Origin of the sequence: Chryseobacterium metallicongregator (genome assembly GCF_031324065.1) — a bacterium.
Taxonomy (GTDB): Bacteria; Bacteroidota; Bacteroidia; order Flavobacteriales; family Weeksellaceae; genus Chryseobacterium; species Chryseobacterium metallicongregator.
The window spans coordinates 291,992-316,007 of the sequence record NZ_JAVIXS010000001.1; the positions used below are offsets into that span (position 1 = coordinate 291,992).

General features: G+C 36.0%; 20 protein-coding genes. 7 read left to right on the forward strand and 13 right to left on the reverse strand.

The window, feature by feature from the left end:
• Positions 1–39: 39 nt before the first annotated feature.
• Complete coding sequence (locus REB14_RS01340) at positions 40–864, reverse strand: CvfB family protein (protein ID WP_309521278.1); 825 nt, start codon at positions 862–864, stop codon at positions 40–42.
• Between the two features lie 135 nt (positions 865–999).
• Between REB14_RS01340 and REB14_RS01345 the strand changes: the two genes are divergently transcribed.
• Positions 1,000–1,446 (forward strand): hypothetical protein, encoded by a 447-nt coding sequence (locus tag REB14_RS01345; protein ID WP_309521279.1) that lies wholly within the window; start codon positions 1,000–1,002, stop codon positions 1,444–1,446.
• A 29-nt stretch (positions 1,447–1,475) separates the two neighbouring features.
• Here the strand turns inward: REB14_RS01345 and REB14_RS01350 are convergent, their stop codons facing one another.
• From REB14_RS01350 to recQ, 10 genes are all read right to left on the reverse strand, one after another.
• Complete coding sequence (locus tag REB14_RS01350) at positions 1,476–2,267, reverse strand: SDR family NAD(P)-dependent oxidoreductase (RefSeq protein WP_079241924.1); 792 nt, start codon at positions 2,265–2,267, stop codon at positions 1,476–1,478.
• A 44-nt stretch (positions 2,268–2,311) separates the two neighbouring features.
• Positions 2,312–2,893 (reverse strand): TetR/AcrR family transcriptional regulator, encoded by a 582-nt coding sequence (locus REB14_RS01355; protein ID WP_079241925.1) that lies wholly within the window; start codon positions 2,891–2,893, stop codon positions 2,312–2,314.
• A 59-nt stretch (positions 2,894–2,952) separates the two neighbouring features.
• Complete coding sequence (locus REB14_RS01360; RefSeq protein WP_309521280.1) at positions 2,953–3,873, reverse strand: helix-turn-helix domain-containing protein; 921 nt, start codon at positions 3,871–3,873, stop codon at positions 2,953–2,955.
• A gap of 17 nt (positions 3,874–3,890) precedes the next feature.
• A complete protein-coding gene (locus REB14_RS01365) occupies positions 3,891–4,715 on the reverse strand; it encodes an SDR family NAD(P)-dependent oxidoreductase (RefSeq protein ID WP_309521281.1) in 825 nt (274 codons plus the stop codon).
• Positions 4,716–4,841: 126 nt separating this feature from the next.
• Positions 4,842–5,696 (reverse strand): proline and serine-rich protein 1 family protein, encoded by an 855-nt coding sequence (locus REB14_RS01370; protein ID WP_079241928.1) that lies wholly within the window; start codon positions 5,694–5,696, stop codon positions 4,842–4,844.
• A 122-nt stretch (positions 5,697–5,818) separates the two neighbouring features.
• Positions 5,819–7,222 (reverse strand): dihydrolipoyl dehydrogenase, encoded by a 1,404-nt coding sequence (gene lpdA, locus REB14_RS01375; RefSeq protein ID WP_309521282.1) that lies wholly within the window; start codon positions 7,220–7,222, stop codon positions 5,819–5,821.
• Between the two features lie 130 nt (positions 7,223–7,352).
• On the reverse strand, positions 7,353–7,739 hold the full coding sequence (locus REB14_RS01380) for a cupin domain-containing protein (RefSeq protein WP_309521283.1): 387 nt from the start codon (positions 7,737–7,739) through the stop codon (positions 7,353–7,355).
• Between the two features lie 51 nt (positions 7,740–7,790).
• On the reverse strand, positions 7,791–8,141 hold the full coding sequence (locus tag REB14_RS01385) for a hypothetical protein (RefSeq protein WP_034695575.1): 351 nt from the start codon (positions 8,139–8,141) through the stop codon (positions 7,791–7,793).
• Positions 8,142–8,220: 79 nt separating this feature from the next.
• Positions 8,221–9,303 (reverse strand): glycosyltransferase, encoded by a 1,083-nt coding sequence (locus tag REB14_RS01390; RefSeq protein WP_309521284.1) that lies wholly within the window; start codon positions 9,301–9,303, stop codon positions 8,221–8,223.
• Between the two features lie 209 nt (positions 9,304–9,512).
• Positions 9,513–11,717: a DNA helicase RecQ gene (gene recQ, locus REB14_RS01395; RefSeq protein WP_309521285.1), complete on the reverse strand. Its 2,205-nt coding sequence runs from the start codon at positions 11,715–11,717 to the stop codon at positions 9,513–9,515.
• Between the two features lie 158 nt (positions 11,718–11,875).
• Between recQ and REB14_RS01400 the strand changes: the two genes are divergently transcribed.
• The 6 genes from REB14_RS01400 to REB14_RS01425 all read left to right on the forward strand — a co-directional run bounded on the left by REB14_RS01400 (position 11,876) and on the right by REB14_RS01425 (position 21,272).
• Entirely contained in the window at positions 11,876–12,835 is a 960-nt protein-coding gene (locus REB14_RS01400; RefSeq protein WP_309521286.1) for a KpsF/GutQ family sugar-phosphate isomerase, read from the forward strand.
• Between the two features lie 69 nt (positions 12,836–12,904).
• A complete protein-coding gene (locus REB14_RS01405) occupies positions 12,905–13,432 on the forward strand; it encodes a hypothetical protein (RefSeq protein ID WP_309521287.1) in 528 nt (175 codons plus the stop codon).
• A gap of 67 nt (positions 13,433–13,499) precedes the next feature.
• Positions 13,500–14,327 carry a twin-arginine translocase subunit TatC gene (gene tatC, locus REB14_RS01410; RefSeq protein ID WP_185116992.1) on the forward strand — a complete coding sequence of 276 codons (828 nt, stop codon included), beginning with the start codon at positions 13,500–13,502 and terminating at the stop codon, positions 14,325–14,327.
• A gap of 227 nt (positions 14,328–14,554) precedes the next feature.
• Positions 14,555–17,515, forward strand: a complete 2,961-nt coding sequence (locus tag REB14_RS01415; protein WP_309521288.1) for a reprolysin-like metallopeptidase — start codon at positions 14,555–14,557, stop codon at positions 17,513–17,515.
• Positions 17,516–17,650: 135 nt separating this feature from the next.
• Positions 17,651–19,282 (forward strand): M1 family metallopeptidase, encoded by a 1,632-nt coding sequence (locus REB14_RS01420; protein ID WP_309521289.1) that lies wholly within the window; start codon positions 17,651–17,653, stop codon positions 19,280–19,282.
• Positions 19,283–19,415: 133 nt separating this feature from the next.
• On the forward strand, positions 19,416–21,272 hold the full coding sequence (locus tag REB14_RS01425) for a M61 family metallopeptidase (protein WP_079241937.1): 1,857 nt from the start codon (positions 19,416–19,418) through the stop codon (positions 21,270–21,272).
• A gap of 124 nt (positions 21,273–21,396) precedes the next feature.
• Here REB14_RS01425 and REB14_RS01430 read toward each other — a convergent pair whose 3' ends face one another.
• Entirely contained in the window at positions 21,397–22,572 is a 1,176-nt protein-coding gene (locus REB14_RS01430; RefSeq protein ID WP_079241938.1) for a sensor histidine kinase, read from the reverse strand.
• A gap of 6 nt (positions 22,573–22,578) precedes the next feature.
• Positions 22,579–23,952: a D-alanyl-D-alanine carboxypeptidase/D-alanyl-D-alanine endopeptidase gene (gene dacB / locus REB14_RS01435; protein ID WP_079241939.1), complete on the reverse strand. Its 1,374-nt coding sequence runs from the start codon at positions 23,950–23,952 to the stop codon at positions 22,579–22,581.
• Positions 23,953–24,016: the final 64 nt, after the last annotated feature.

A 24,016-nucleotide genomic window follows, 5' to 3' on the forward strand; every position in this document is an offset into this window, starting at 1 on the left:
AAATAAAAGCGAGCAGAAATTTCTGCTCGCTTTTTTGTTTTATAATAATTTGATCTTATCGTCTGAGATATCGATGATCTTATCTTTGTAAAGTCCTCCGATTGCTTTTTTGAAGTTTTTCTTACTCATTTGAAGTTCATCCTTAATTTCTTCAGGTGAAGATTTATCTGAGACATACAGAAGTCCGTAGTTTTCTTCCAGTTTGTTCAGAATTTTCTGTTTGAACTCATCAATATTTTCAAACCCTTCCGGTTGTAAAGAGATATCAATTTTCCCATCTTCACGGATTGTTTTGATATATCCTGTTTCTTCTGACAATGGATACAGTTTTTTGAAAACATCGGAAGCGTAGATCAAACCAATGTATTCCTTGTTGATGATCACATTCCAGCCCAGTTCACTTTCATTCATCATGATCAGGTCTACTTTGTCTCCTTTTTTGAAAGGAAGCTCATCATATTGAGGATTTCTCTTGAACTTCGTGGTCCCGGTAATCAGTTCCATATCTTCATCTACATAAATATAAACCAGATATCTTTTCCCTTCGATAATTTTTGTTTTCTGCTGCTTGTAAGGAATAAATAAATCTTTAATGATTCCCCAGTCCATAAAAGCTCCGCTTGGAAGACTTTGTACACAGCTCATTACTGCAAATTCACCTACTTCAGCTAAAGGAATTTCAGTAGTAGCTTTTAATTTATCGTCATCCTGATACACAAAAACTTCAACCTCCTCACCTGTTTCTTTTTCATCCTGAATAAAGATTTTAGGCAGAAAAGCCTTTTCACCGGATTCATCCACAAGGATCCATCCTGAATTAATTTTTTCTGAAATTGTTAAAGTTTGAGTTTTTCCGAGTTGCATTGATGATAAAATTAGCTGACAAAGGTACGGAAATTTGAAGATGCCAACCTAGTCAATCCCATGATAATTCTTTTCAAGGCTTATCTTCATCTTTTATAAAGCCCCTAAAACCTTTATATTTGAACAAAAATATTTATGAGAAAGTATTTAATCCTTCCTTTTATTCTTTTGATGGTTTTTTCAAATGCTCAGCTATTGGAGAAAACAGCAGTGAATATTTCATATCGCTATACCGGTAGGAATGTTTTGCAGGCAGGATTAGAATACAGATTTGGAGAGTGCTATGAAGGTTCTATTATTGCGGGCCCCTCTTTGCTTTATACCCGTGTTAATGAGACAGATAAATTGATTCCCGAGATGAATATCAATTTTCTCCGTGCCGGATTGTTGATTGGAGCTTCCGCCAACCCCTATTCAGTGGAACCAAGAATAGGAGTATCATTATTTAATGCTGTATTTCTCAATACCGGATATGCTTTTCCTATTCACAGAGATAAATATTTTAAAGGAATAACCTTTGGAATACAGCTTAATATCGCTCCGAAACATTCTAAGTTTTATGACAAGCTGAAAATAATGTAAAAGAACAACTTCAGATGCATTTTTATTGATTAAATGATCTTTAAAACTCCGCTATCTGCTCGTAAGCTTGCTCCATTTACCGCAACAGAAAGAGGACTGGAAAGATATACAGCCAGACTGGCAATTTCTTCAGGATTTATAAATCTTTGTAAAAGAATATGCGGATTGGAGGTCTGGATAATAATTTCTTTCATTTGATCCACAGTCAGATTTTGAACTTCGGCTATTTGCTCTACAGTATGAGCAACCCCATCGCTATAGGTAGGGCCACCTAAAATGGTATTAACCGTAACGGCACTTCCTTTTGTGAGTTTAGATAAACCATTACTTAATGCTGACATCGCAGCTTTTGTCATTCCATAATGAATCATATTTTCAGGAACATTGACCCCTGATTCGCTGCTGATAAAAATAATTCTGCCCGAGTTTTTTCTGATCATCCCGGGAAGCAGCTTTCTTGATAAACGCATCCCGCTCATCACATTGATTTCAAAATAATGATACCAATCTTCATCTTTCAATTCATAAAAATCACTGATTCCGAAAACGCCGACATTATTAATAAGAATATCAATATCCTCCAACTCCTCAAGCAGCTTGTTAAGATCTTCTTTTTTAGCAAAATCTGCCGCAATTCCAAACACATCAGCTTCTGGAAATTCCTGTTTGAGTTTTCTCTTTGCCTCTTCCGTTTTCTCAGCATTTCTTCCATTGATGACCACTGATGCTCCTTCCTGTAATAATTGTTTTGCAATTGAAAATCCTATTCCTTGTGTAGAACCACTGATAAATGCTTTCTTTCCTTTTAGTTGTAAATTCATTGTTTTATTTTTGTAATGATCGTTAAATAAATAATTAAAAAAATTTAATGCAGTAACTGTAATTGTAATTCAATCTGAGTTTTCAAAATCTTCCGGTCCGGATAGATTCTTCGAAGGGAATTAATCCCACACCAAAAAGTAATCAGATATTTCCCCAAAATATCAGCCGGTAATGATGACTTCAGGTTTCCCTTTTTTTGCTGAGTTTCTATGACAGAGGTATAGAGTTTCTCTGTTTCTTTTAATATTTCCGCAGCTTCCTCTTTCAAGTCTTCATCTACGAATGTCATTTCAACAAGCGTATTGGCAACGATACAGCCTTTCCTATGCTCATCATATTCAGCATTGGCAATATTTATAAAGAAATTTTTGATGACTTCAATAGGATTCTCACTGTTTTCCAAGGTGTGTTTAAAAGTTTCAAAATCTTCTCTTCGCTGTTCCAGGCTTTTCTTAAAAAGCTCTTTTTTACCTCCTTTGAAAGTATTATACAAACTACCGGCACCTGCTCCTGTTGCATTGCTCAGATCAGAAAGTGAGGTTGCAGTAAACCCTTTTTCCCAGAATATTTTCTGCGCTTTTAGAATCAATTCTTTGTCCTGATAAATATTGGGTCTTCCTTTCATTTATTTTTGTAATAATTACTACAAAAATATAAAAAAAGAAATTATCTGACTTATTTTTTTTAATTAAAAGATTTCCGGAACTCCAATGGAGTTTGTTTTGTACTTTTTTTGAATAATTTACTGAATGACTGAGGATATTCAAATCCCAGTTGATAAGCAATTTCTGTAACTGTTAAATTGGAAGCCGTTAAAAGTTCCTTAGCTTTTTCAATTAAATGTTCATGAATATATTGTTGCGTATTCTGCCCTATCGTATTGCGCAGCAGATCGGTCATATAATTGGGTGAAAGGTGAAGTTCATCCGCAAGAAACTGAACGGTGGGCAGCCCTTTGGCAAAAGTTTGTTCATTATTAAAATAATCCTTCAAAATTTGTTCAAGCCTGGTAAGAATATCATTATTCACTGATTTTCTGGTAATAAACTGTCGGTTATAAAAACGGTTGGAATAACTCAGCAAAAGATCCAGGTAAGATACTATAACATCTTGACTGTAATGGTCTATATTATTCTTCAGTTCCTGCTGTAACTGCTGTAGCAAAGATGAAATTACCATATTTTCTTTTTCTGAAAGATGCAGTGCTTCTGCTATGGAATAAAAGAAGAAGCCATATTGATCTATATTTTTCCCTAAAGAATATGAACGGATTAACTCAGCCTTGAATACTAGCATATATCCTTTAACAGGATTATTTTTTATTGATGTTACGGAAAATACCTGTCCTGGTTTTGTAAAACTCATCATCCCTTCATCAAAGTCATAATCTTTAAGACCGTATTTAAAATTCCCGTTGCTTCCTTTTTTAAGAACAATGCAATAAAAATCATTGGTAAAATGTTTCCATATATCGCTATGCTCGTAGCTTAATAATTCAAAATCAATTACACTTATCAAAGGATGATCCGGCTGAGGAAGAGCAAACAAACGATGCAGTTCTGAAATAGATCTTATGACATAAGGTACTGAATAAGGCTTTTTCATTTACTCAAATTTACACATTATTTAAAATCCGTAGAAAAGGAAAGGTGTTTCCATTCTTCTAGTTCTTCTGTTTCATTTTTTCTATGTTCAATAATTGATTCATAACTATCCTTTCCTAATATCAGATGCAATGGCGGATTATTCAAAGTACTAATATTATAAAGTATCTGAGCTAGTTTTACGGGATCACCAGGCTGATGACCATTGAAGCTTTGAAGCATATCAATATGTTTGTCCAAGTGATAATCTTCAATCTTATTTTCTGCAGCCATTAAAGTTGCCTCACTCATAAAACCTGTACGGAACATCCCGGGAGCTACTACTGTAACATTGACCCCGAACATGTTGACTTCGTGCGCAAGGGCTTCTGAAAGTCCTATGACCGCAAATTTTGAGGCGTTATAACTTCCGGTATTGGCATAGCCAACATATCCCATGTTGGAAGAAATATTGATAATATGCCCTGAACCCTGCTTTCTCAGAAATGGCATAGCATGCCTTATAACATTAACCATCCCAAACAGGTTTACATCCATTGTTTTACGGAATTCTTCATCCTTTATTTCTTCTATACTGCCTGCTAAATAATAGCCTGCATTATTAAGAACCACATCAATACTACCAAAATACTTAATCCCTTTTTTTACAGCATTTTTTACATCCTCATCATTAGTAATATCAACCTGTAAAGAGAGGAAATTTTCTGTATCTCCATTATGGGTAGGTTGTATGTTCCGGGAAACTGCTATTACTTTATCTCCTTTATCTAAAACTTCTTTTACCACCTGCTGTCCCATTCCTCGTGATGCTCCGGTTATAAACCATACTTTTTGCTTATTCATAATATATCTTATTAATGAGGCAAAGTTCGGATTTCGGAAAGATCAGGACGTGTTCAAATCATTGTTTGTTGTATTCAAATACAGGATTTTCAATTATTCCAGGGAGAAAGATGAACAAGATTCTTATTATAAATTAGAAATATAATCCATCAGTTCCCGTTTGCTGCTTTCAAAATCAAAGGCATCATACACCATGAAATATCTGTCTTTATCGGCACAATTTCGGTACATAGACTTCGCCAATGCCAATTTTTTATTATCAAAACTAAGGGCTTTTACCAGATCTCTTATTTGTGCAGAAGTAAACATAGAAGTACGCATCTGCTGATTGATCATGGCTACTTTCCCGTCATCAAACTTTTCATTTCTCATCATCATATCAAAAAACTGGCGGAAAGAATTGTTATCCATCACATTTCCTTGGTTATTCCAGTCTCCAGGTTGATTTCCGTAAGGATTGTTCCAGATGTCATTCCAATCATTAAATCCATACTGATTCTGAACAGGATAAGAATCCAATAAAAAGAGACCTTCATTGGTGAAAAAATCCAGCACCATTCTGTTGTTGTTACGAAGCATCAACGTTGTTCTGTACACCAGGAAACCATTTTCATAAATTGAAATAGGCATTCTCCCTGATGACAAATCAAAGAATCTGTATTTTCCGGAACCATTGGCCATCATCTGATCTCCAACCTCAACGGTAAAAAAGCCCTGCTCAGGAATTCTGAGAAAAACTTCTGCATATCCGTAGTTTCTGTTCCACTGATAATTTGGATTATTATTTCTATTTCTCTGAGGAATAGTATTATTTCCAGGTCTCATCCCATCAGGAGTTTTGTTTCTTTCATTTAAGATTTTGGGAGATCTCATTTCTGTAGCAGAAGCTTCATTTTTTAATAATTCCCCTGCTTTTCCTGCTTCCTGTGCCCATGCGCTTATTCCCGCCAAAAGCATCCAACCGATAAAAATCTTTTTCATACATGAAATTTTCAAAAACCATCTCCATTTTCATGCCAAAAGCAGTACAAAAAAAGGCTGCTTCCATAAGAAACAGCCATGAGTTTTTAAATATTTAAATGATTAAATCTTTTAATCAAATATTACATATGAATAGGTCTTTTTGCTGTAGCATCCAATGCAGCCTCTTTAATAGCTTCTGCATACGTTGGGTGAGCGTGAGAACTTCTTGCAATGTCTTCAGCACTTGCACGGAATTCCATAGCAATTACTCCTTCTGCAATAAGGTCGGCAGCTCTTGCTCCTATGATGTGCATTCCTAAAACCTCGTCAGTTTTTTCGTCTGCAATAATCTTAACAAGACCATCGATATCACCACTTGCACGGCTTCTACCTAATGCTCTCATTGGGAAAGATCCAACTTTGTAAGCTACTCCTTCCTCTTTCAGCTGCTCTTCAGTTTTACCAACTCCTGCCACTTCCGGCCATGTATAAACAACACCTGGAATAAGGTTATAGTTGATGTGAGGTTTTTGTCCAGCTAATGTTTCAGCTACAAAAACACCTTCTTCTTCAGCTTTGTGAGCCAGCATCGCTCCTTTGATAACGTCACCGATTGCGTAGATATTCGCAACATTCGTTTGTAGGTGGTCGTTTATTTTTACTCTTCCTCTTTCGTCAAGTTCTACTCCTGCTTTCTCAAGGCCAAGACCATCTGTGTAAGGTTTTCTTCCCACAGAAACTAAACAGTAATCTCCTTCTACTACTACTTCTTCTCCTTTTTTATCTTTAGCCGTGATCTTTACAGTATCTCCGTTTCTTTCAACCGCAGAAACCGCAGTAGAAAGCATAAACTTCATTCCTTGTTTTTTAAGAACTTTAGTCAATTCTTTGCTTAAAGCTCCATCCATTCCAGGGATGATTTTATCCATAAATTCAACAACTGTTACCTGAGCTCCCAATCTTAGGTATACAGAACCTAGCTCAAGACCGATAACTCCACCTCCGATTACTACCAAATGCTTAGGAATTTCTTTAAGATTTAAAGCTTCCGTAGAAGTAATCACTCTTTCTTTATCTAAAGAGATGAAAGGTAGTGTAGTTGGTTTAGAACCTGTTGCAATGATTGTATATTTAGATTCGATCGTTTCAGAAGAACCGTCGTTTTTCGTCACTTTAATCTGAGTAGCAGATTCGAAGCTTCCTACTCCTTCAAAAACAGTAATCTGATTTTTATTCATCAGATAGCTGATTCCGTCTGTATTCTGCTTGATCACTTCGTTTTTACGTTCGATCATTCTAGCGATATCTGCTTGAGGCTCGTTGATGATGATTCCGTGACCTGCAAAATTGTGTTTTGCATTTTCGAAATGCTCAGAGCTGTCAAGAAGCGCTTTTGACGGAATACATCCAACGTTAAGACAAGTTCCGCCTAAAGTTGAATATTTTTCAATAATTGCTGTTTTGAAACCTAATTGTGCTGCACGGATAGCAGCAACATAACCACCGGGACCAGAACCTATTACGGTAACATCGAATTGACTCATGTTATTGTATGAATTTGTTTATTATTATCTATCTTAATTCTCACAAATTTACATATAAATTACCAAGCACCAAAGTGAGTTTTATCAATTTTAAAAATGATAATTATATGCTTTAGTTTTATGAAAAGTGTTATTTTATGAACTTTATATTTTCTTCATTCCCTTCTTTGAGATAAATTGCGGTAAAGACAAGTGGCTTTTCGGCAGAGGCATTATCAAAATGAAGAATTTTCACATTTTTAGGTTCATAAAAGGCATCTCCTTCATGAAGTACCACTTTTTCTTTTCCTTCGATCTGAAAAACAGCTTCACCAGAATTGATGATTCCCAAAACAGGACAGGGATGCAGATGTGCAGGAGCTCCTTGTCCGGCAGCCATTGTTATTTCCTGAATTTCTGTAGATTTCACTTTCTGATCAAGAGCTGTTTTTAACAGTTCTTTTCTGGAGATGGTCCTTTGCTGAGCCGTCATTACAACAGCATTCAGCATTAAAATAACAATGATAAATGGCTTCATTGATTGGATGTTTATTTTTTATGACTTATTCTAATTCAATCAGCATAAATTTCACAAACTTATATTCAATTTTCCTTGTCCAAACTCGCCTGTACTTTCAAAAAACGAACCGCCATACACATACCATTCAAGGCTTTCCAGAAATTCTACTGCATTTTCCGGAGTGATTTGAGGACGGTCTTTTTTCGAAACAATTCCTTTGTACCATCTTCCTGATTTTGAAAAGCTTTCATATTCCACAAAATAATGAATCCATATTCTTTGGCACAACTTGCACTGTTGAATGGTTACTTCTCCATATCTTCCGTTGGTATGATCAATTCCTAATGCCGAGCTTCTATATTCTGTATAACTGGAGTTCGGTTTCTCACAGGCGCATCCTAATTTTTGGATTTTATTCATGAATGAAAAAATTGGTTTTCAGATAAAATTTATAGCTCCAAAAGTAAGAAATTAACACCCTATAAAACAAATGGAGCTATCAGGGCTTGATCAAGTCCAGTAGAACCTTTTCGTATTTATCCATAATAATATTCTTAGAGAACCTTGATTTAATAGAGTTTTTTATGGCATCTCTGTTATAGTTATTCTGAAGAACATTCACAATCTGTTGGGCAAAACCGTCATAGTTTTCAATATTGGCAACTTCACCGTTTACATTGTGCTGGATAATCTCATTAATTCCTCCGGGACAGTTATTGGCGAGAGAATAAGTACCGCAGGCTCCTGCTTCCAATAGAACGTTGGGAAAACCTTCGTATCGCGAAGAAAGCACAAATAAATCAGCATATTTCAGATATTGGTAGGGATTCTCTTGTCTTCCATGGAAAATCACTTTTTTTAATCCTAAAAGTTCCTTTGTCTGAAGCAAAAGGTCTTTGTCTTTTCCATCTCCTAAAATATGAAGCATAATGTTTTCATTCTTCAGTCTTGAAAAAACTTTCAGCAGGTTATCAAACCCTTTTCTGGAAGACAGATTTCCAATGGCCACTACATTTTTATAATTGTATTTGAAACATTCCGGTTTTAAAGAAATAGACATTTTATCTTCAATAAAGTCAAAGTCTACAGGATTATTGATCTTGACAATTTTTTTCTTTTTAATATTGAAATTATCAACAAGATCTTTCATCATATCATCACTTTGAGCGATAATTCTCTGATAGTTATTGTAAAAATTATAGAAAAACTTAATCTCTTTGCGGGTTACATGCTGTGTGACAACATTAGTTTCTCTCGCAATAAATTTTGTTCTTGGAAAAAGTCTTATAAACAATGATAAATAAGCATTTACTTCACCAAAACCGGAGAATACAATATCAGGTTTTCTTCTGTAGATTTCTCCTAAAATAGGTTTTAAAGAATGTCTTATTCTTTCGGTATTGATATCGATAATTTCGACATCTTTTTTCAGAAAATTCAAATATCCGCCTTGTTTACGTAACAGCAAAATCTTAGGCTCAAACCGATCTCTGGAAAGATGATTCGCTATTGTGGTAACAATCCTTTCTGCGCCCCCGGTTTCTAAGTCCGGCAGAATAAATATGACAGATATTTTTTTCATCTTATCAAAGTTACTAAAAAGTTTGGTTAAAAGTCAAATATAGGAAGGGTGAAGATTGCTGTTTTGATGGTAATTAACAGAAATTAACTAAGCTTTAAAATCTGATTTGATTTTACTATTTACTGTAGACGTAGCACGCTATAAAAATAAAGTAAGCCTTCCTGATGAAAAGCTTACTTTATTTAATTATTCTAAAAATATTGATTTTTTTAATTCGCTACGTCACTAATGAATTTAATTCTCAACATTCTTACTTCTTCATCAGACAGTTCATCCCCGAATTCATCCAGCAATACTTTCATACTGTCGCTTTCAGATTCGTTCATGAATTCCATGAACCCGTCTACAATGTCTTCATCAAAATTATCTTCAATATAATAGTCGATATTCAGCTTTGTTCCCTGATAAACAATCCTTTCCATTTCTTTCAGAAGTTCATCCATAGAAAGATTTTTAGCTCTTGCTATATCTTCAAGGTCAATTTTCTTATCAGTACTCTGGATGATGAAAACTTTATGGCTGGATTTATTGGCCACCTGCTTCAATACCATATCCTGAGTACGTTCGATGTTGTTATCTTCTACGTATGTTTTGATGTAATCTGCGAATTCTTTACCGTATTTTTTGGCTTTTCCTTCCCCTACACCATAGATTTTGGTGATCTCATCTACACTTATTGGATATTGAACTGTCATATCCTCCAAACTTGGATCCATAAATACTGTATAGGGTGGAATCCCATGTTTTTTGGCTACTTTTTTTCTCAATTCTTTCAACAGATTGAAAAGGTTCTGATCCAGTCCTCCTCCAGCCTGCTGCTGTACCTGATCACTCTCAGCTTTTGCCTGAGTAAGATCAAATTCACGGTCTTCAGCAATTAAAAAGATGTCTTTAGATTTACCATTCAGGACACTTTTCCCTTTCTCTGTAATTTTTAAAACCCCGTAGGTTTCAATATCTTTCTGTAAAAAATTCTGAACAGTCGCCTGTCTCAAAATTGTTTTCCAGTAATTATCTTTTTCGTCTTTTCCAAAACCAAAGTGAGAACTTTGTTCAAGCTTATAAGATTTTGTTACTGCATTTTCCTTTCCTACGATAACGGAAATCAGATCTTTAGATTTGAATTTTTCTCCTGTATCATTGATCAACGCCAATGACTTTTCGAGATCTATCGTAGCATCTTTTAATTTTGGAGGATTGGATGAGTTGTCGCACATTTTAGCTCCGTCTCCGTTTACCGGATCGAAACTTTCTCCAAAATAGTATAGAATATATTGTCTTCTGCTCATGGAAGTTTCGGCATACCCTACCACTTCATTCAAAAGCTGTAATCCGATTTCTCTTTCTGAAACAGGTTTTTGAGCCAGGAATTTCTCCAGTTTTTCAATGTCTTTCGGATCATAGAATGCCAGACAATAGCCTTCTCCTCCGTCTCTTCCTGCTCTGCCGGTTTCCTGATAATAGCTTTCCAGTGATTTCGGGAAGTCGTAATGAATTACAAAACGGACATCAGGTTTATCAATTCCCATCCCGAAGGCAATGGTGGCCACAATTACATCCACTTCTTCCATCAGAAATTTATCCTGATTCGCTACTCTCACTTTTTGGTCAAGACCGGCATGATAAGGAAGTGCATTAATTCCATTCACCTGCAAAAGCTGGGCAAATTCTTCAACTTTTCTACGACTCAGGCAGTAAACAATTCCTGATTTTCCTTTATGTTGATTGATAAATTTAACGATTTCCTTATCTACATTGATTTTAGGACATACTTCATAATATAGATTAGGACGGTTGAAACTTTCTTTAAACACCAACGCATTCGTCATTCCTAAAGTTTTCTGGATATCATCCTGAACCTTAGGAGTAGCAGTAGCCGTTAAAGCAATCACCGGTACATTGGCGATTTTGTCAATAATCTGTTTCAGATTCCTGTATTCCGGTCTGAAATCATGTCCCCACTCTGAAATACAGTGAGCCTCGTCGATAGCAAAGAAAGAAATTTTCACCTCTTTCAAAAAATCCAGGTAATCATCTTTAATTAATGATTCAGGAGCTACATACAGAAGTTTGGTTTTGCCGCTTTTGATATCGTCAAAAACCTGCTTGGTCTGCGTTTTGTTTAATGATGAATTCAGGACGTGTGCTACTCCATCATCTGATGAAAGACCGTTCACCGCATCTACCTGATTTTTCATTAACGCTATTAAGGGCGAAACTACTATTGCTGTTCCTTCCGAAATAAGTGCCGGAAGCTGATAACATAATGATTTTCCGCCACCTGTAGGCATTAAAACAAATATATCCTTCCCATTCAATAGGTTGTCTATAATTTGTTCCTGCTGGCCCTTAAATGTAGAAAACCCAAAATACTTTTTCAATTCGCCTGATAAATTGGCTTTTTTTGCGCTCATCTAATTTTCTATTGCTAAATTTGCATCTCACCCAAAGTTATAAAAATTCTGCTTAAAATAAAAGCGAACGAATTTATAAAAAATAAAATTTATATTAAATATTCTTTTTAAAATATAACGTTTTTTATAAACTTTTTTGTATACCTTATCATCGTAAAATGGATAGAACCAACATTATATCAATTGCAAAAAGCACTTTAGAAATAGAAATTTCTGAACTAGAAAAATTAAAAAACAGAATTGATGACCAATTTGCACAGGCTGTAGAGATCATTCACTCGGCAAAAGGAAAGCTCATTGTAGTAGGAATAGGGAAATCTGCCCATGTGGGTAACAAAATTGTTGCTACGCTGAATTCTACAGGTACGCCTTCTCAGTTTTTACATGCTTCAGAAGCTATTCATGGTGATCTTGGAGTCATTCAGAAACAGGATGTTGTTTTATGTATCTCCAACTCCGGAAATTCTCCAGAAATTGCCAATCTGGTTCCTTATTTAAAGGATTATTCTTCTGCTCTTATCGGAATGACAGGAAATAAGACGAGTAAACTCGCTGAGTTTTCTGAGGTTATTTTAGATACTCATGTGGACGTTGAAGCCTGCCCTAATAAACTGGCTCCTACAAGTTCTACAACTATACAAATGGCTTTGGGAGATGCTTTAGCTGTTGCTTTAATGGAACTGAATGATTTTAAAGCTAATGATTTTGCCAAATTCCACCCTGGAGGAAGCCTAGGAAAGAATCTTACTTCTAAAGTAGAACAGTTTCTTTCTTCCCAAAAACCTCAGGTTACAGAAGACTCTTCCATAAGAGACGTCATCATTTCCATCAGTGCTTCAAGCCATGGAATCACTGTCGTAACCAAAGAAGATCAGATTATTGGAGTGATCACAGATGGTGATTTGAGAAGAATGCTGATGAAGGGAGAAGATATAAGTAAGGTATCGGCTAAAGATATTATGTCTGCCCGTCCGAGAACAATTGAAAAGGAAGCTCTGGCGAAAGAAGCCATGAAAGTTCTGAAAGAAAATAATATCGGCCAGCTTGTAGTAACGGAAAACGGAAAATATTTTGGGATTATAGACCTGCATAAACTGTTAGACGAAGGAATTAACTAGAATTCAAATAAAGGATTTCAGGCATTGTACCTCCAGATCAGCATTTTAATTAAATATTTTTAAGGTATCATGATGATTATTCTTTATTTACTGATTCTATTCCCTATATTTTTGAAAAAATATCTTGACTATCAGGATTCACAAAGAAATAAAGTACATCATCTTCCGTTGGAACCTGATCATAGCCCTGAATATCCTACTCATGATAGAAATTTATACTATGATCAAAAAAGTCAGGACTATTTTGACCTCGTTGTCCGATGTCTGATCTTCTGTACTTATGATGATAAAAAATTCAATTCTGTTGCAGACTGCCTGTCTCTGACAGATATCGGAGATGATTTACATATATTCTCATACAGCGAAGAAATAGAATCGTTATTCAGAAATAAGTTCATCAACGAATCACTGAGACAGAAAATATCAGATTTTAAAAAGGTTACTGATGAAGTCACAGAAGAAGAATGGGTTTTCGAATCAATAGATCTTAGCCATGATGAAAGGTGGAAAAAAATCAACGCAGCTGCAGAAGACCTTTTAACAGAAATGAATATTAAAGAAAGGGATTTTGATTTTGCTTTATATGTACCACGATAATTTTAGAATCCAACATCGGTCATTTAATTAAATATTTTATAAATTTGCGCTTTAAAAATTGTATTCTGTGAGTGATGGTAAAGACATGTCCTTCCTTGGACATATAGGAGAATTAAGAGGGCATCTGATCCGTTCGATTATTGCTATCATAATTGCGGCTTTTGTGGTGGGTTTTAATATCAACTGGATTATGGACCATATCTTTTTTGGACCCACCAGAAATGATTTCCCGACTTTCAGAGTTGTTAATCATTTTTCAAGAATGATTTTAGGAGAAGACAGTATTCATCTTCCAAAGGACTTCCCTGTTCGTGTACAAAGATTGTATCAGCAGTTCAACGTAATGATGGCTGTTTCTGTTTTTGGAGGAATGGTAGCTGCATTTCCTTATATTGTCTGGGAACTGTGGCGTTTTATTGGTCCTGCTTTACATCCGAGAGAAAGAAAAAATTCTATTTATATTATTAATGCGGTATGGATTCTTTTTATGACCGGAGTATTATGTGGTTATTTCCTGATTCTTCCGTTTGCCGTTAATTTCGGGGTCATTTTTAAAATCTCAGACATTATCGTTCCGCTTTATGATTTAAGTGATTATACCACTTTATTTTTACAGGTGGTTTTGGGTATGGGTGTTATTTTCCTTTTCCCGATTTTGATCTACTTCCTTACCAGCATCGGAATTCTGACGCCTACATTTATGAAGACCTACCGTCGTCATGCTATTGTTCTGATTATGGTAGTGGCTGCAATCATTACTCCGGCAGATGTTTTAAGTATGCTGATGGCTGCATTCCCGCTGCTTATCTTATATGAATTCAGTATTATGATGTGTACATTCACCTATAAAAAAGTACAGAAGAGCAACGGAAATCTTCCTGTAGTACAGAAATAAACAGTATTTTTTACTAATAAAAGCTTAAACGCTACCATTTGATTGAATGGTAGCGTTTTTTTATTTAAAAAATCAACCTTAATTATATCTATTCTTAATATAATTAAAAACAACGATAAAATTCAACTAAAATTATAAAGTTGGGAGCAATTAACAATGTATCACCAGCTAAAGATTTAAAAAAATAAACTATCTTTAAAAACTTTAATAACAATCAATAAAAAAATATGAAAAAGAAAATTATTTTCGTCTGTGCATTGGCTCTAAGTCTAAGTGGTTTGCAGGCACAACGCTGGGAACCTGTCTCGGAAAAAGTTACGCCAGTAAGAAAAGAAGTAAAAGTAGAATATGCCTACAAATTTGATCTTTCTGCATTAAGAGATCAACTAAAGAATGCTCCTGAAGCAGGAAAAGGAGGAAGTGCTGTAATTGTTTCCCTTCCTACAGCAGATGGAAGAATTGAAAGGTTTTCAGTGTACAGTTCGCCGGTAGTAGAAAAATCTATGGCGGACAGATATGAATTGGGAGCATACTCAGGTATCGGGCTGGATAATCCGCATAAACAAATCCGATTCAGTACAGCACCAAACGATTTTCAGTCTATGACATTTAATACTGATACAGGAAAATACGAATTCATAGAACCGATCAATAAAGAAAAAGATGTATATGGAGTCTTTTTCAAATCTAATAAATCTCATGAAGATCCTTTCGAATGTAGAACCTCTGAACCTGAGAAGGTAAAGAAAGAAATGAATAAACTGCTTAAAACAAAAAATGTTTTAAAGGGGTTAGGGAGCGCTAATAAAAGTAATGAACAAAAATACAGAACCTACAGAATTGCAATCTCTGTAAACGGTGAATATACGCAACTTGCCGGAAGTGTTCCAGCAGCAGCAGCCCGTATTAACGCTACAATGAACCGTGTAAATGGTGTTTTTGAAAAAGATTTCGGAATCCATATGATTGTACAGGATCTTCCCCAACTTATATTTGCAGATCCCGCTACTGATCCTTATTCAAATGTAATCACCAATTCAAACGGAACCTATAGTGCTCCCGGTGCATGGAACCTGCAGCTTCAGCAAACACTTACCAATACTGCCGGTGTAGGTAACGCTGCATATGATATAGGACATTTCTTTGGCCATAGAGGTGGCGGAGGAAGTGCCGGAGATGTAGGAAATGTCTGCAGAAACCCTGCAAGTAACAATGATGCAACCTCTAAAGGAGCGGGAATTACTTCTCCTTCTACTCCGGATCAGCCTTTTGGAGATAATTATGACATCGATTTTGTAGCTCATGAAATCGGCCACCAGTTCGGTGCAGCACATACCATGTCTATTGCATTGCACGGTGCCCATATGGAGCCGGGATCCGGATCTTCAATTATGGGATATGCTGGTATTACCAACTATAATGTTCAGATGCATTCTGATGCTTATTTTCATACCAAAAACATTGAAGAAGTAGGTACCTATGTTAATGCTCAGGACTGTGGAATTATTACGAATGTAGCCAATACACCTCCTTCTATTCAGCCAATGGCTAATAAAATGATTCCTAAAGGAACAGCTTTTGTGTTAACAGCTTCTGCAACAGATACACAAAATGATCCTATGACTTATACCTGGGAACAATATGATCTGGCTACATCTGCTTTTGGGCCAGTAAGTGCAACCAGAAATAATGGAGCGAATTTCAGATCTCTAATGCCTACAACCTCGCCTACCCGCTATTTCCCTAAATTCACCAATGTTCTTAACGGTGCTCTTACCAGTGCAGTAGATTGGGAGACTGTATCCAATATCCCGAGAACAATGAATTTCAAGGTAACGGTAAGAGATAACAATCCGGATGCTGCACAACAGCAAACTCAGAGCAGTCTGATGAAAGTGGATATAGGAAATGAAGGACCTTTCAAAGTAACTTCAACTACCGTTTATAATAATACAGCTGGAGCCGTGACTTGGGATGTGGTAAACACCAATAATGCTCCGTATAATGTACAAAATGTTAAAATAGATTATACTACAGACAACGGAACTACATGGACCGTTATTAGTCCGTCTACAGCTAATGACGGATCTGAGCCGTTTTCTTTTTCTTCTTTGGCAACAGGTTCGAGTGTAAAAATAAGAGTAAGCGCCATTGATAATGTATTCTACGCTGTTGGAAATGCTACCGTATCCGCATCTGCGAGTGCTTGTACAACATCTGCTCCAACAGGAATTACTGTAACCGGTATTACAAGAACTTCAGCATCAGTAAACTGGACCGCATTAGTAGGAGCAACATACTCTGTAATGTATAGAAAAGTAGGAACAGCAACATGGACTACAGTACCTGTTTCAACAAATGCTTACAACATTTCAGGGCTTACTGAAGCTACTCAATATGAAGTACAGGTAGCTAATGTTTGTAGTGCTTCGGTTGGTTCTTATTCAGCATCAACGAATTTCACAACATCTCCATTTGCTAAATGTTCAATAACCGGAACAAATGCTGCTGATGAGTATATTTCCAATGTTACAGTAACTGGTGCCGGAATGAGCCCTGTTTCAAACAGCAGCAGTAATACTCCTTACACAGACTATACTACAGATCCTTCAAAACTAATTACGCTTATGTCCGGATCTACTGGGAATAATGTAAGTATAACCAAAGGATGGACAGGTGCTCAGTATAATGACGGAGTAACAGCATGGATAGACTTTAACAAAGACGGAGTATTCTCTTCTTCTGAAGTCATCTACACCAGCGCAGCTAGTACCATATCACCTGTTTCCGGAACATTCTCCGTACCGGCAGATGCTTATACCGGAGGAAACGTAATTATGAGAGTTGTATTAGGCTATGAAAGCCAGCCAAACAGCGGATGCAGCAACCAGCAATATGGTGAAGTTGAGGATTATCCGGTACTGATTCAGCAACAGCTTTCTACCAGTGAGACTGTGAAAGATAAGAACTCAATTCAGATCTACCCTAACCCGGCAAGTGATGTATTGAATGTAACTCAGATTTCATCTAAAGCTCAGTATATCATTACCAATATGGCGGGTCAAAAAGTAATGAATGGCCAGATTAATGATAATAAAATCTCTGTATCCAACCTAAGTACAGGAGCTTATATTATTTCAATTGAAGATAAAGGAACGACTTCAAATCTGAAATTCATCAAAAAATAAAATCTAATCAGTTTTTACAGCCCGGCAATGACCGGGCTTTTTTTATGTCTTCTTAAAATCTGTATTTAATTTGATTTCCGGCATGGGGCTATTAATTTAATTTTATACTTTTGAAAAGATTTAATATAAGTTTAAATGAAAAAATTATCATATACACTCTTATTTGCATCAGGGCTGGTTTTCGGACAGTTCTTTGAGAAGGGTAAGGTTTTCACCAAACAGGATACATTAAAGGGTTCCAATACCGAATTCAGAAATTTTTGGGATGTCAAAAAATATGATCTTTCTGTAGAGCCCGATTTTGAGCAGAAAAGCATTAAAGGAAATAATAAAATCAGTTTTGAGATCATCAAAGATATTACCAATCCTGTTTTCCAGATTGACCTTCAACAACCAATGAAAGCGGATAAGCTGGAAGGAAACTTTCCTATTGCCAATTATAAGCAGGATGGAGACTTTATTTTCATTACAACAAATAAAAAATTCAAAAAAGGTGAAAAATATACAATTAACGTTACCTATTCCGGAAAGCCTACCATAGCTAAAAAAGCACCGTGGGATGGCGGATGGGTTTTCACTAAAGATGAAAAAGGGAATCCATGGATGACTGCTGCTGATGAGGGAATAGGAGCTTCCATATGGCTTCCTACCAAAGATATCTGGAGCGATGAACCTGATAACGGGATCATTATGAAAATTGTCACTCCCAATGATCTGGTAGGTGTGGGTAATGGCAGACTCACTGATAAAAAAACAACCGGCAGTAAAACTACTTATACCTGGGAGGTCAAAAATCCTATCAACGCCTACTCCATTATCCCGAGCATAGGGAAATATGTAAATTTTAAAGATACATTTGAGGGTGAAAAAGGAAAACTGGACCTGGATTACTGGGTAATTGACTATAATCTGGACAAGGCAAAGAAACAGTTTGAGCAGGTAAAACCTATGTTATCAGCTTTTGAATACTGGTTTGGTCCGTACCCGTTTTATGAAGATTCATACAAGCTTGTAGAATCACCTCATCTTGGTATGGAACATCAAAGTAATGTAGCCTATGGGAATAAATATCAGAACGGCTATCTCGGCAGAGATCTTTCTGGGACGGGAGTTGGGCTAAACTGGGATTTCATTATTATTCATGAAAGCGGACATGAATGGTTTGCTAACAATATTACCGCAAAAGATCAGGCTGATATGTGGATCCATGAAAGTTTCACCAATTATTCCGAGACTCTTTTCACGGAAAAATATATGGACAAAAAATCTTCTGAAATTTATGTTCAGGGGATCAGGAATTTGATAGACAATGACATTCCTATTATTGGCCAGTATGGTGTAAGAAATGAAGGCAGCGGAGATATGTATCCGAAAGGAGCCAACATGCTTCACACGATAAGGCAAGTTATCAATAATGATGAAAAATTCAGACAGATTTTAAGAGGTTTGAATAAAGACTTTTATCATCAGACTGTTACCACTCAACAGATAGAAGATTATATTTCTTCAAAATCAGGAATCGATTTTTCAACGGTTTTTGATCAGTATCTGAGATCCATAAAAATACCAACCCTTGAGTATGCTCAAAATGGGGATACTTTAAAGTTCCGTTATACGGATGTGGTAAAAAACCTGAAATTACCTATCATCATCAATGGTGATCAAACCATAAATCCAACGGAAGAATGGCAGACTGTAAAGCTTAAAAAGAGCACTTCGGTTGAGCTAAGCCCGAACTATTATATCAATTATAAGGAAACTAAATAAAGAAAAAGGCAAATCCGCACATCAGCAGATTTGCCTTTTTGCTTTTTGCTATTAAAATTTTAAGAAAAGTTTAATACTTTCTTCGTAACAAACTCAGAAAAAAAGCAACTATTTAACTATTAATTTAAGCCTAATGAGAAAAACAGTACTTAGCCTTGGTATTTTTGCTGCTTTTTTAGCAAATGCTCAGTCTATAAAAACTACTATTGACCTTGTCAATGTAAAAGATGATAAAGTAGCCGTTACCATGGAATTTCCGAAAATGAAATCCGGAGACATTAAATTTCATTTCCCAAAAACGGTTCCAGGTACTTATTCTGTAGACGACTATGGAAGATTCATCGAAGGAATCAAATTTTACGACAATAAAGGAAAAGAACTTACTTATACTAAAGTAAATGACAATACTTACTCCTTGAAAAATGCTCAGGCACTTTCCAAAATCTCATATCTTGTGAATGACAGTTTTGATGATGAATTGGATACATCAAAGCATAAAGCAGTATTTTCTCCTTCAGGAACGGATATTGAAGAAGGAAAAGTATACATGATCAATACCCACGGATTCATAGGATATATTGAGAATATGCAGGATGTTCCTTATCAGCTTGTCGTTCAGAAACCAACTGATTTCTACGGAACCACAGCGTTGGTGGATCAGGATAAATCTGAATCTACAGATACCTATACTCTTGCCAATTATGCTAAGGTGACAGATTCTCCATTAATGTATACAAAACCTGATTATATTACCTTCAACGCAGGAGGAATGGATCTTGTATTGGGTGTATATTCTCCAACAGGAAAATATAAAGCAGCAGATTTCAAAGACAATCTTGAAAAAATGGTTGTTGCCCAGAAGAAATTCCTGGGAGATATGAACACGAATAAAAAGTATGCCATCATGCTTTATCTTTCCGGTGGTGACGGACCTAAAGTAAAAGGTTTCGGAGCATTGGAACACCACGAATCTACAAGTGTTGTTCTTCCGGAAGCAATGCCAAAAGATGCTATTGACAATACTATTACAGATGTAGTTTCTCACGAATTTTTCCATACTGTAAATCCTCTGAAGACGCATTCTGAAGAAATTCACTATTTCGATTATGCAGATCCTAAAATGTCTCAGCACCTATGGATGTACGAAGGCGGAACAGAATATTTTGCCAACTTATTCCAGATTCAGGAAGGTTTGATTAATAAAGATCAGTTCCTTGAAAGAATCGGTGAAAAAATTGCCAACTCCAAGAGTTATGATGATACAATGCCATTTACGGTAATGAGTAAAAATGTATTGGTAGAGCCTTACAAAGATCAGTACAGAAACGTATATGAGAAAGGAGCGCTTTTAGCCATGTGTTTAGACATCGAGCTTAGAAAATTGTCCAACGGAGAAATGGGATATCGTGATATGATCAGAAAACTGTCTCAGAGATTTGGTGAAAACAAACCTTTCAAAGATGATAAACTGATTGACGAACTGGTAACAGTTACGGGATATCCTCAGGTAAAAGATTTCTATAACAAATATATTGCAGGAAACCAGCCAACCCCTTATGCACAATATCTGAGCATGGTAGGTGTGGATATTAAAAAGCAGGAAAGCCAACCTCTTTTCTGGTTTATCAAAGACCCGAACCAGACTGGTTTTGATGAGAAGACTAATGCTTTTGCTTTTGATGACCATTCTGCATTATCTCCATTTGCAAAAAGTATCGGATTCAAAATTACAGACCAGGTACTTGCTTTAGACGGAAGAACAGTAGACATCAAAAAAGTACAGGATTTTATTGGTTATACCAGAACCATTAAAGAAGGCCAGGAAGTAACGGTAACTATTTTAAGAGATAATGCCGGGAAGAAAGAGAAAATGACATTGAAAGGAAAGGCTATTCTGGATAAAATGACTATGGAAACTCCTTCATTTAAGGCGAATCCAACTCCGGAAGAACTGAAACTACAGACACAGTGGCTTACTGGTAAAAAATAAAAACAAAAGCGGGGAAAATTTCCTCACTTTTTATTTTCTTACTCGATAGCTTTATTCTTGAATATTCAAACCTAACAGGTTTTGAAAACCTGTTAGGTTTCTTATTTGTAAAAGAAATTTGCAGTTAAAGAGTTTCTTCCTTTCTGATTGTTATCCTGAAAGTACTTCCCTTTCCTACTTCAGTCTGAGAAATTTTGATATCTCCGTTGTGGTATTCATGAATTACCCTTCTTGCTAATGACAACCCCAATCCCCAGCCTCTTTTTTTGGTAGAATACCCTGGATTAAAAGCATTTCGGGCCTGTTGTTTTGTCATCCCGCTTCCGTTGTCCTTTACTTCAATGAGAATATTTTTATTTCTTTCAAAAACAGACATGGTGATAGCTCCTTCTCCTTTCATTGCATCCACAGCATTTTTTACAAGATTTTCAATCACCCAGCTCATCAGAATTTTGTTATGAGGAACCAAAACGGTATATGTTGGAAGATTAAGTGTAAAATTGATTTTCCTTGAAATTCTTGTTTTCAAATAGTCATAATTCTCCTGAATGGTTTTATTAAAATTTCGGTCATTCAGCTCAGGAATAGAACCAATTTTTGAGAATCGTTCTGAGATCGTTCTGAGTCTTTCAATATCTTTTTCAATCTCATGTACGCCATCTGAATCCGGATTATCCAGCTTCATAATCTCTATCCAGCCAATCATAGAAGACAAAGGAGTTCCAATCTGATGCGCTGTTTCCTTAGCCAACCCAGCCCAAAGATAACCTTCATCTGTTTTCTTTATCGTTCTGAAAAACCAGAAAGAAAAACCAAAATACAGTAAAATAAACAGCCCTAAAATATAGGGTGAATACCTAAGATTATTAAGCAGACGCGAATTGTCATAGTATACAAACTGATTATTGCCATCTGGTACCTTAATCTCAATAGGATCATAGTTTTTCTCCATATTCCGGATCAAATCCTGCAATTTCTCAGGATCCTTAATTGTACTTTCAGGAATATTTCTGTAGTATCCGAGATCAAGGATTGGATTTTTATACTTATCTGTTACGATGAACGGAATAGTATTATTGATATTCAGGATATCTGGCAACAAATCCAGAACGTCTGTGTCTGGAGTTTTCACTTCCTGTTGTATTCTTATTGCTTTGGAAAGAAGACTGATCCTTTTGATCTCCTCTTTTCTGAGAAAATTAATAAGCGATGTTGAAGCTACTACAATAGCAATCACCAAAGTAGTCATCACCACAAAAATGATCCAGTTATTCAGTCTGGTGAGTATGGATTTTCTCAAAGTATTTTATTTTAAAACATTCAGGATTTTCTGCAGCTCTGTATTTCCACTTCCCTGATAATTGTTTATGATAATCGAAAATACATATTTTTTTCCATCTTTTGCAGTGTGATATCCAGCGAAAGATTTGGTATCTCTCATCGTCCCGCTTTTCATCTTCATTCCATTATCCTGAACCGGGAATCCGTCGTAATAAGCCTCAAACCATGATTGTTTTTTAGCATATAAAAGTGCCTGTACTTCTGCTTTTGCAGCCACATAATTTTGTGGAGAAAGTCCGCTCCCATCAGCAAAATTGATCATATTAGGATTAATTCCCTTTGATTTCCAGAATTCTTTCAGATAAGAAACACCGCTTTTGAAACTTGAATTTCCTTTTTTCTCTTTTCCTAATGTTTTAATCAGGGTTTCTCCGTAAAGATTGATACTTTTTCTTAAAAACCAGTAGACAATTTTATCTAAAGTCGGAGACTGATAAGTAAGGAGAATATTATTTTCCGGAGCGACTAAAACCTGTTTTCCTTCTATTTCAAGTTGAGAATTTGTTATTGCTTTTCCTGAAAGTTCAATTCCGGCTTCTTTTAACCATTGTTTTACTTCTGTGGCTAATTGTAATGGAGGATTAGGAGTAGAACCGGAAACGGTAACGGTTTTTCCTGCCGGAAGCATTCCATTAATCAAAGCAACATCAGAATGAGGAGCGGTAAAAATCAGACTTTGATCCGAGTTTCCTCCTGCTTTAAGATCATTGAGCCACTTTACGCCTTCCAGCGGATAAGAAAACCCTTTAAAATCAGTTCCGTTAATATTGATATCAAACTGGTTTTCTCTCCAGTTGATTCCCCAGACTCCAGCTCCGTAGTAATTACCAAGATCATCCCAAGGCCACCCTCCCGGAATCGTCTGATGATCAAAATAAGAATCATCAATCACCAGATCTCCTGAGATTTTTGTTATTCCTGAGTTTTTAATTGCCTCAATCAGCTTCTTTTTAAAATTTTCAGGTTTATACCCATCATACCTCCAGCTTCCTAATGTAGGATCACCTTTGGAGCTGATGAAAAGATTTCCGTTCAGCGTTCCTCCGGAGATATTTCCGGAATAGCTTGAAGTAGTAGTGAAAGTATAATTTTTCCCTAAAGCTTCCAATGCAGCACCTGCCGTAAAGATCTTCTGTGTAGAAGCTGTAGAAAGTCCTCTGTTTCCCTGATATTCGTATATAAAACTGCCGTTTTCATCTGAAACATAAAATGATAAACTGGAAGAAACTGCTCCAGAAGAATCCATAAGATCCTTTGTTACTTTATCTAATTTTTGGGTTATATTCTGAGCAGTAACAATTTGTACAGAAAGTGTGAGAACAGCAAGTGTTTTTTTCATTGAATTGTTGTTTTGATCTAAGCAAATAGTTTCAAATACAGTTCACAACAATAGTAATGTTACC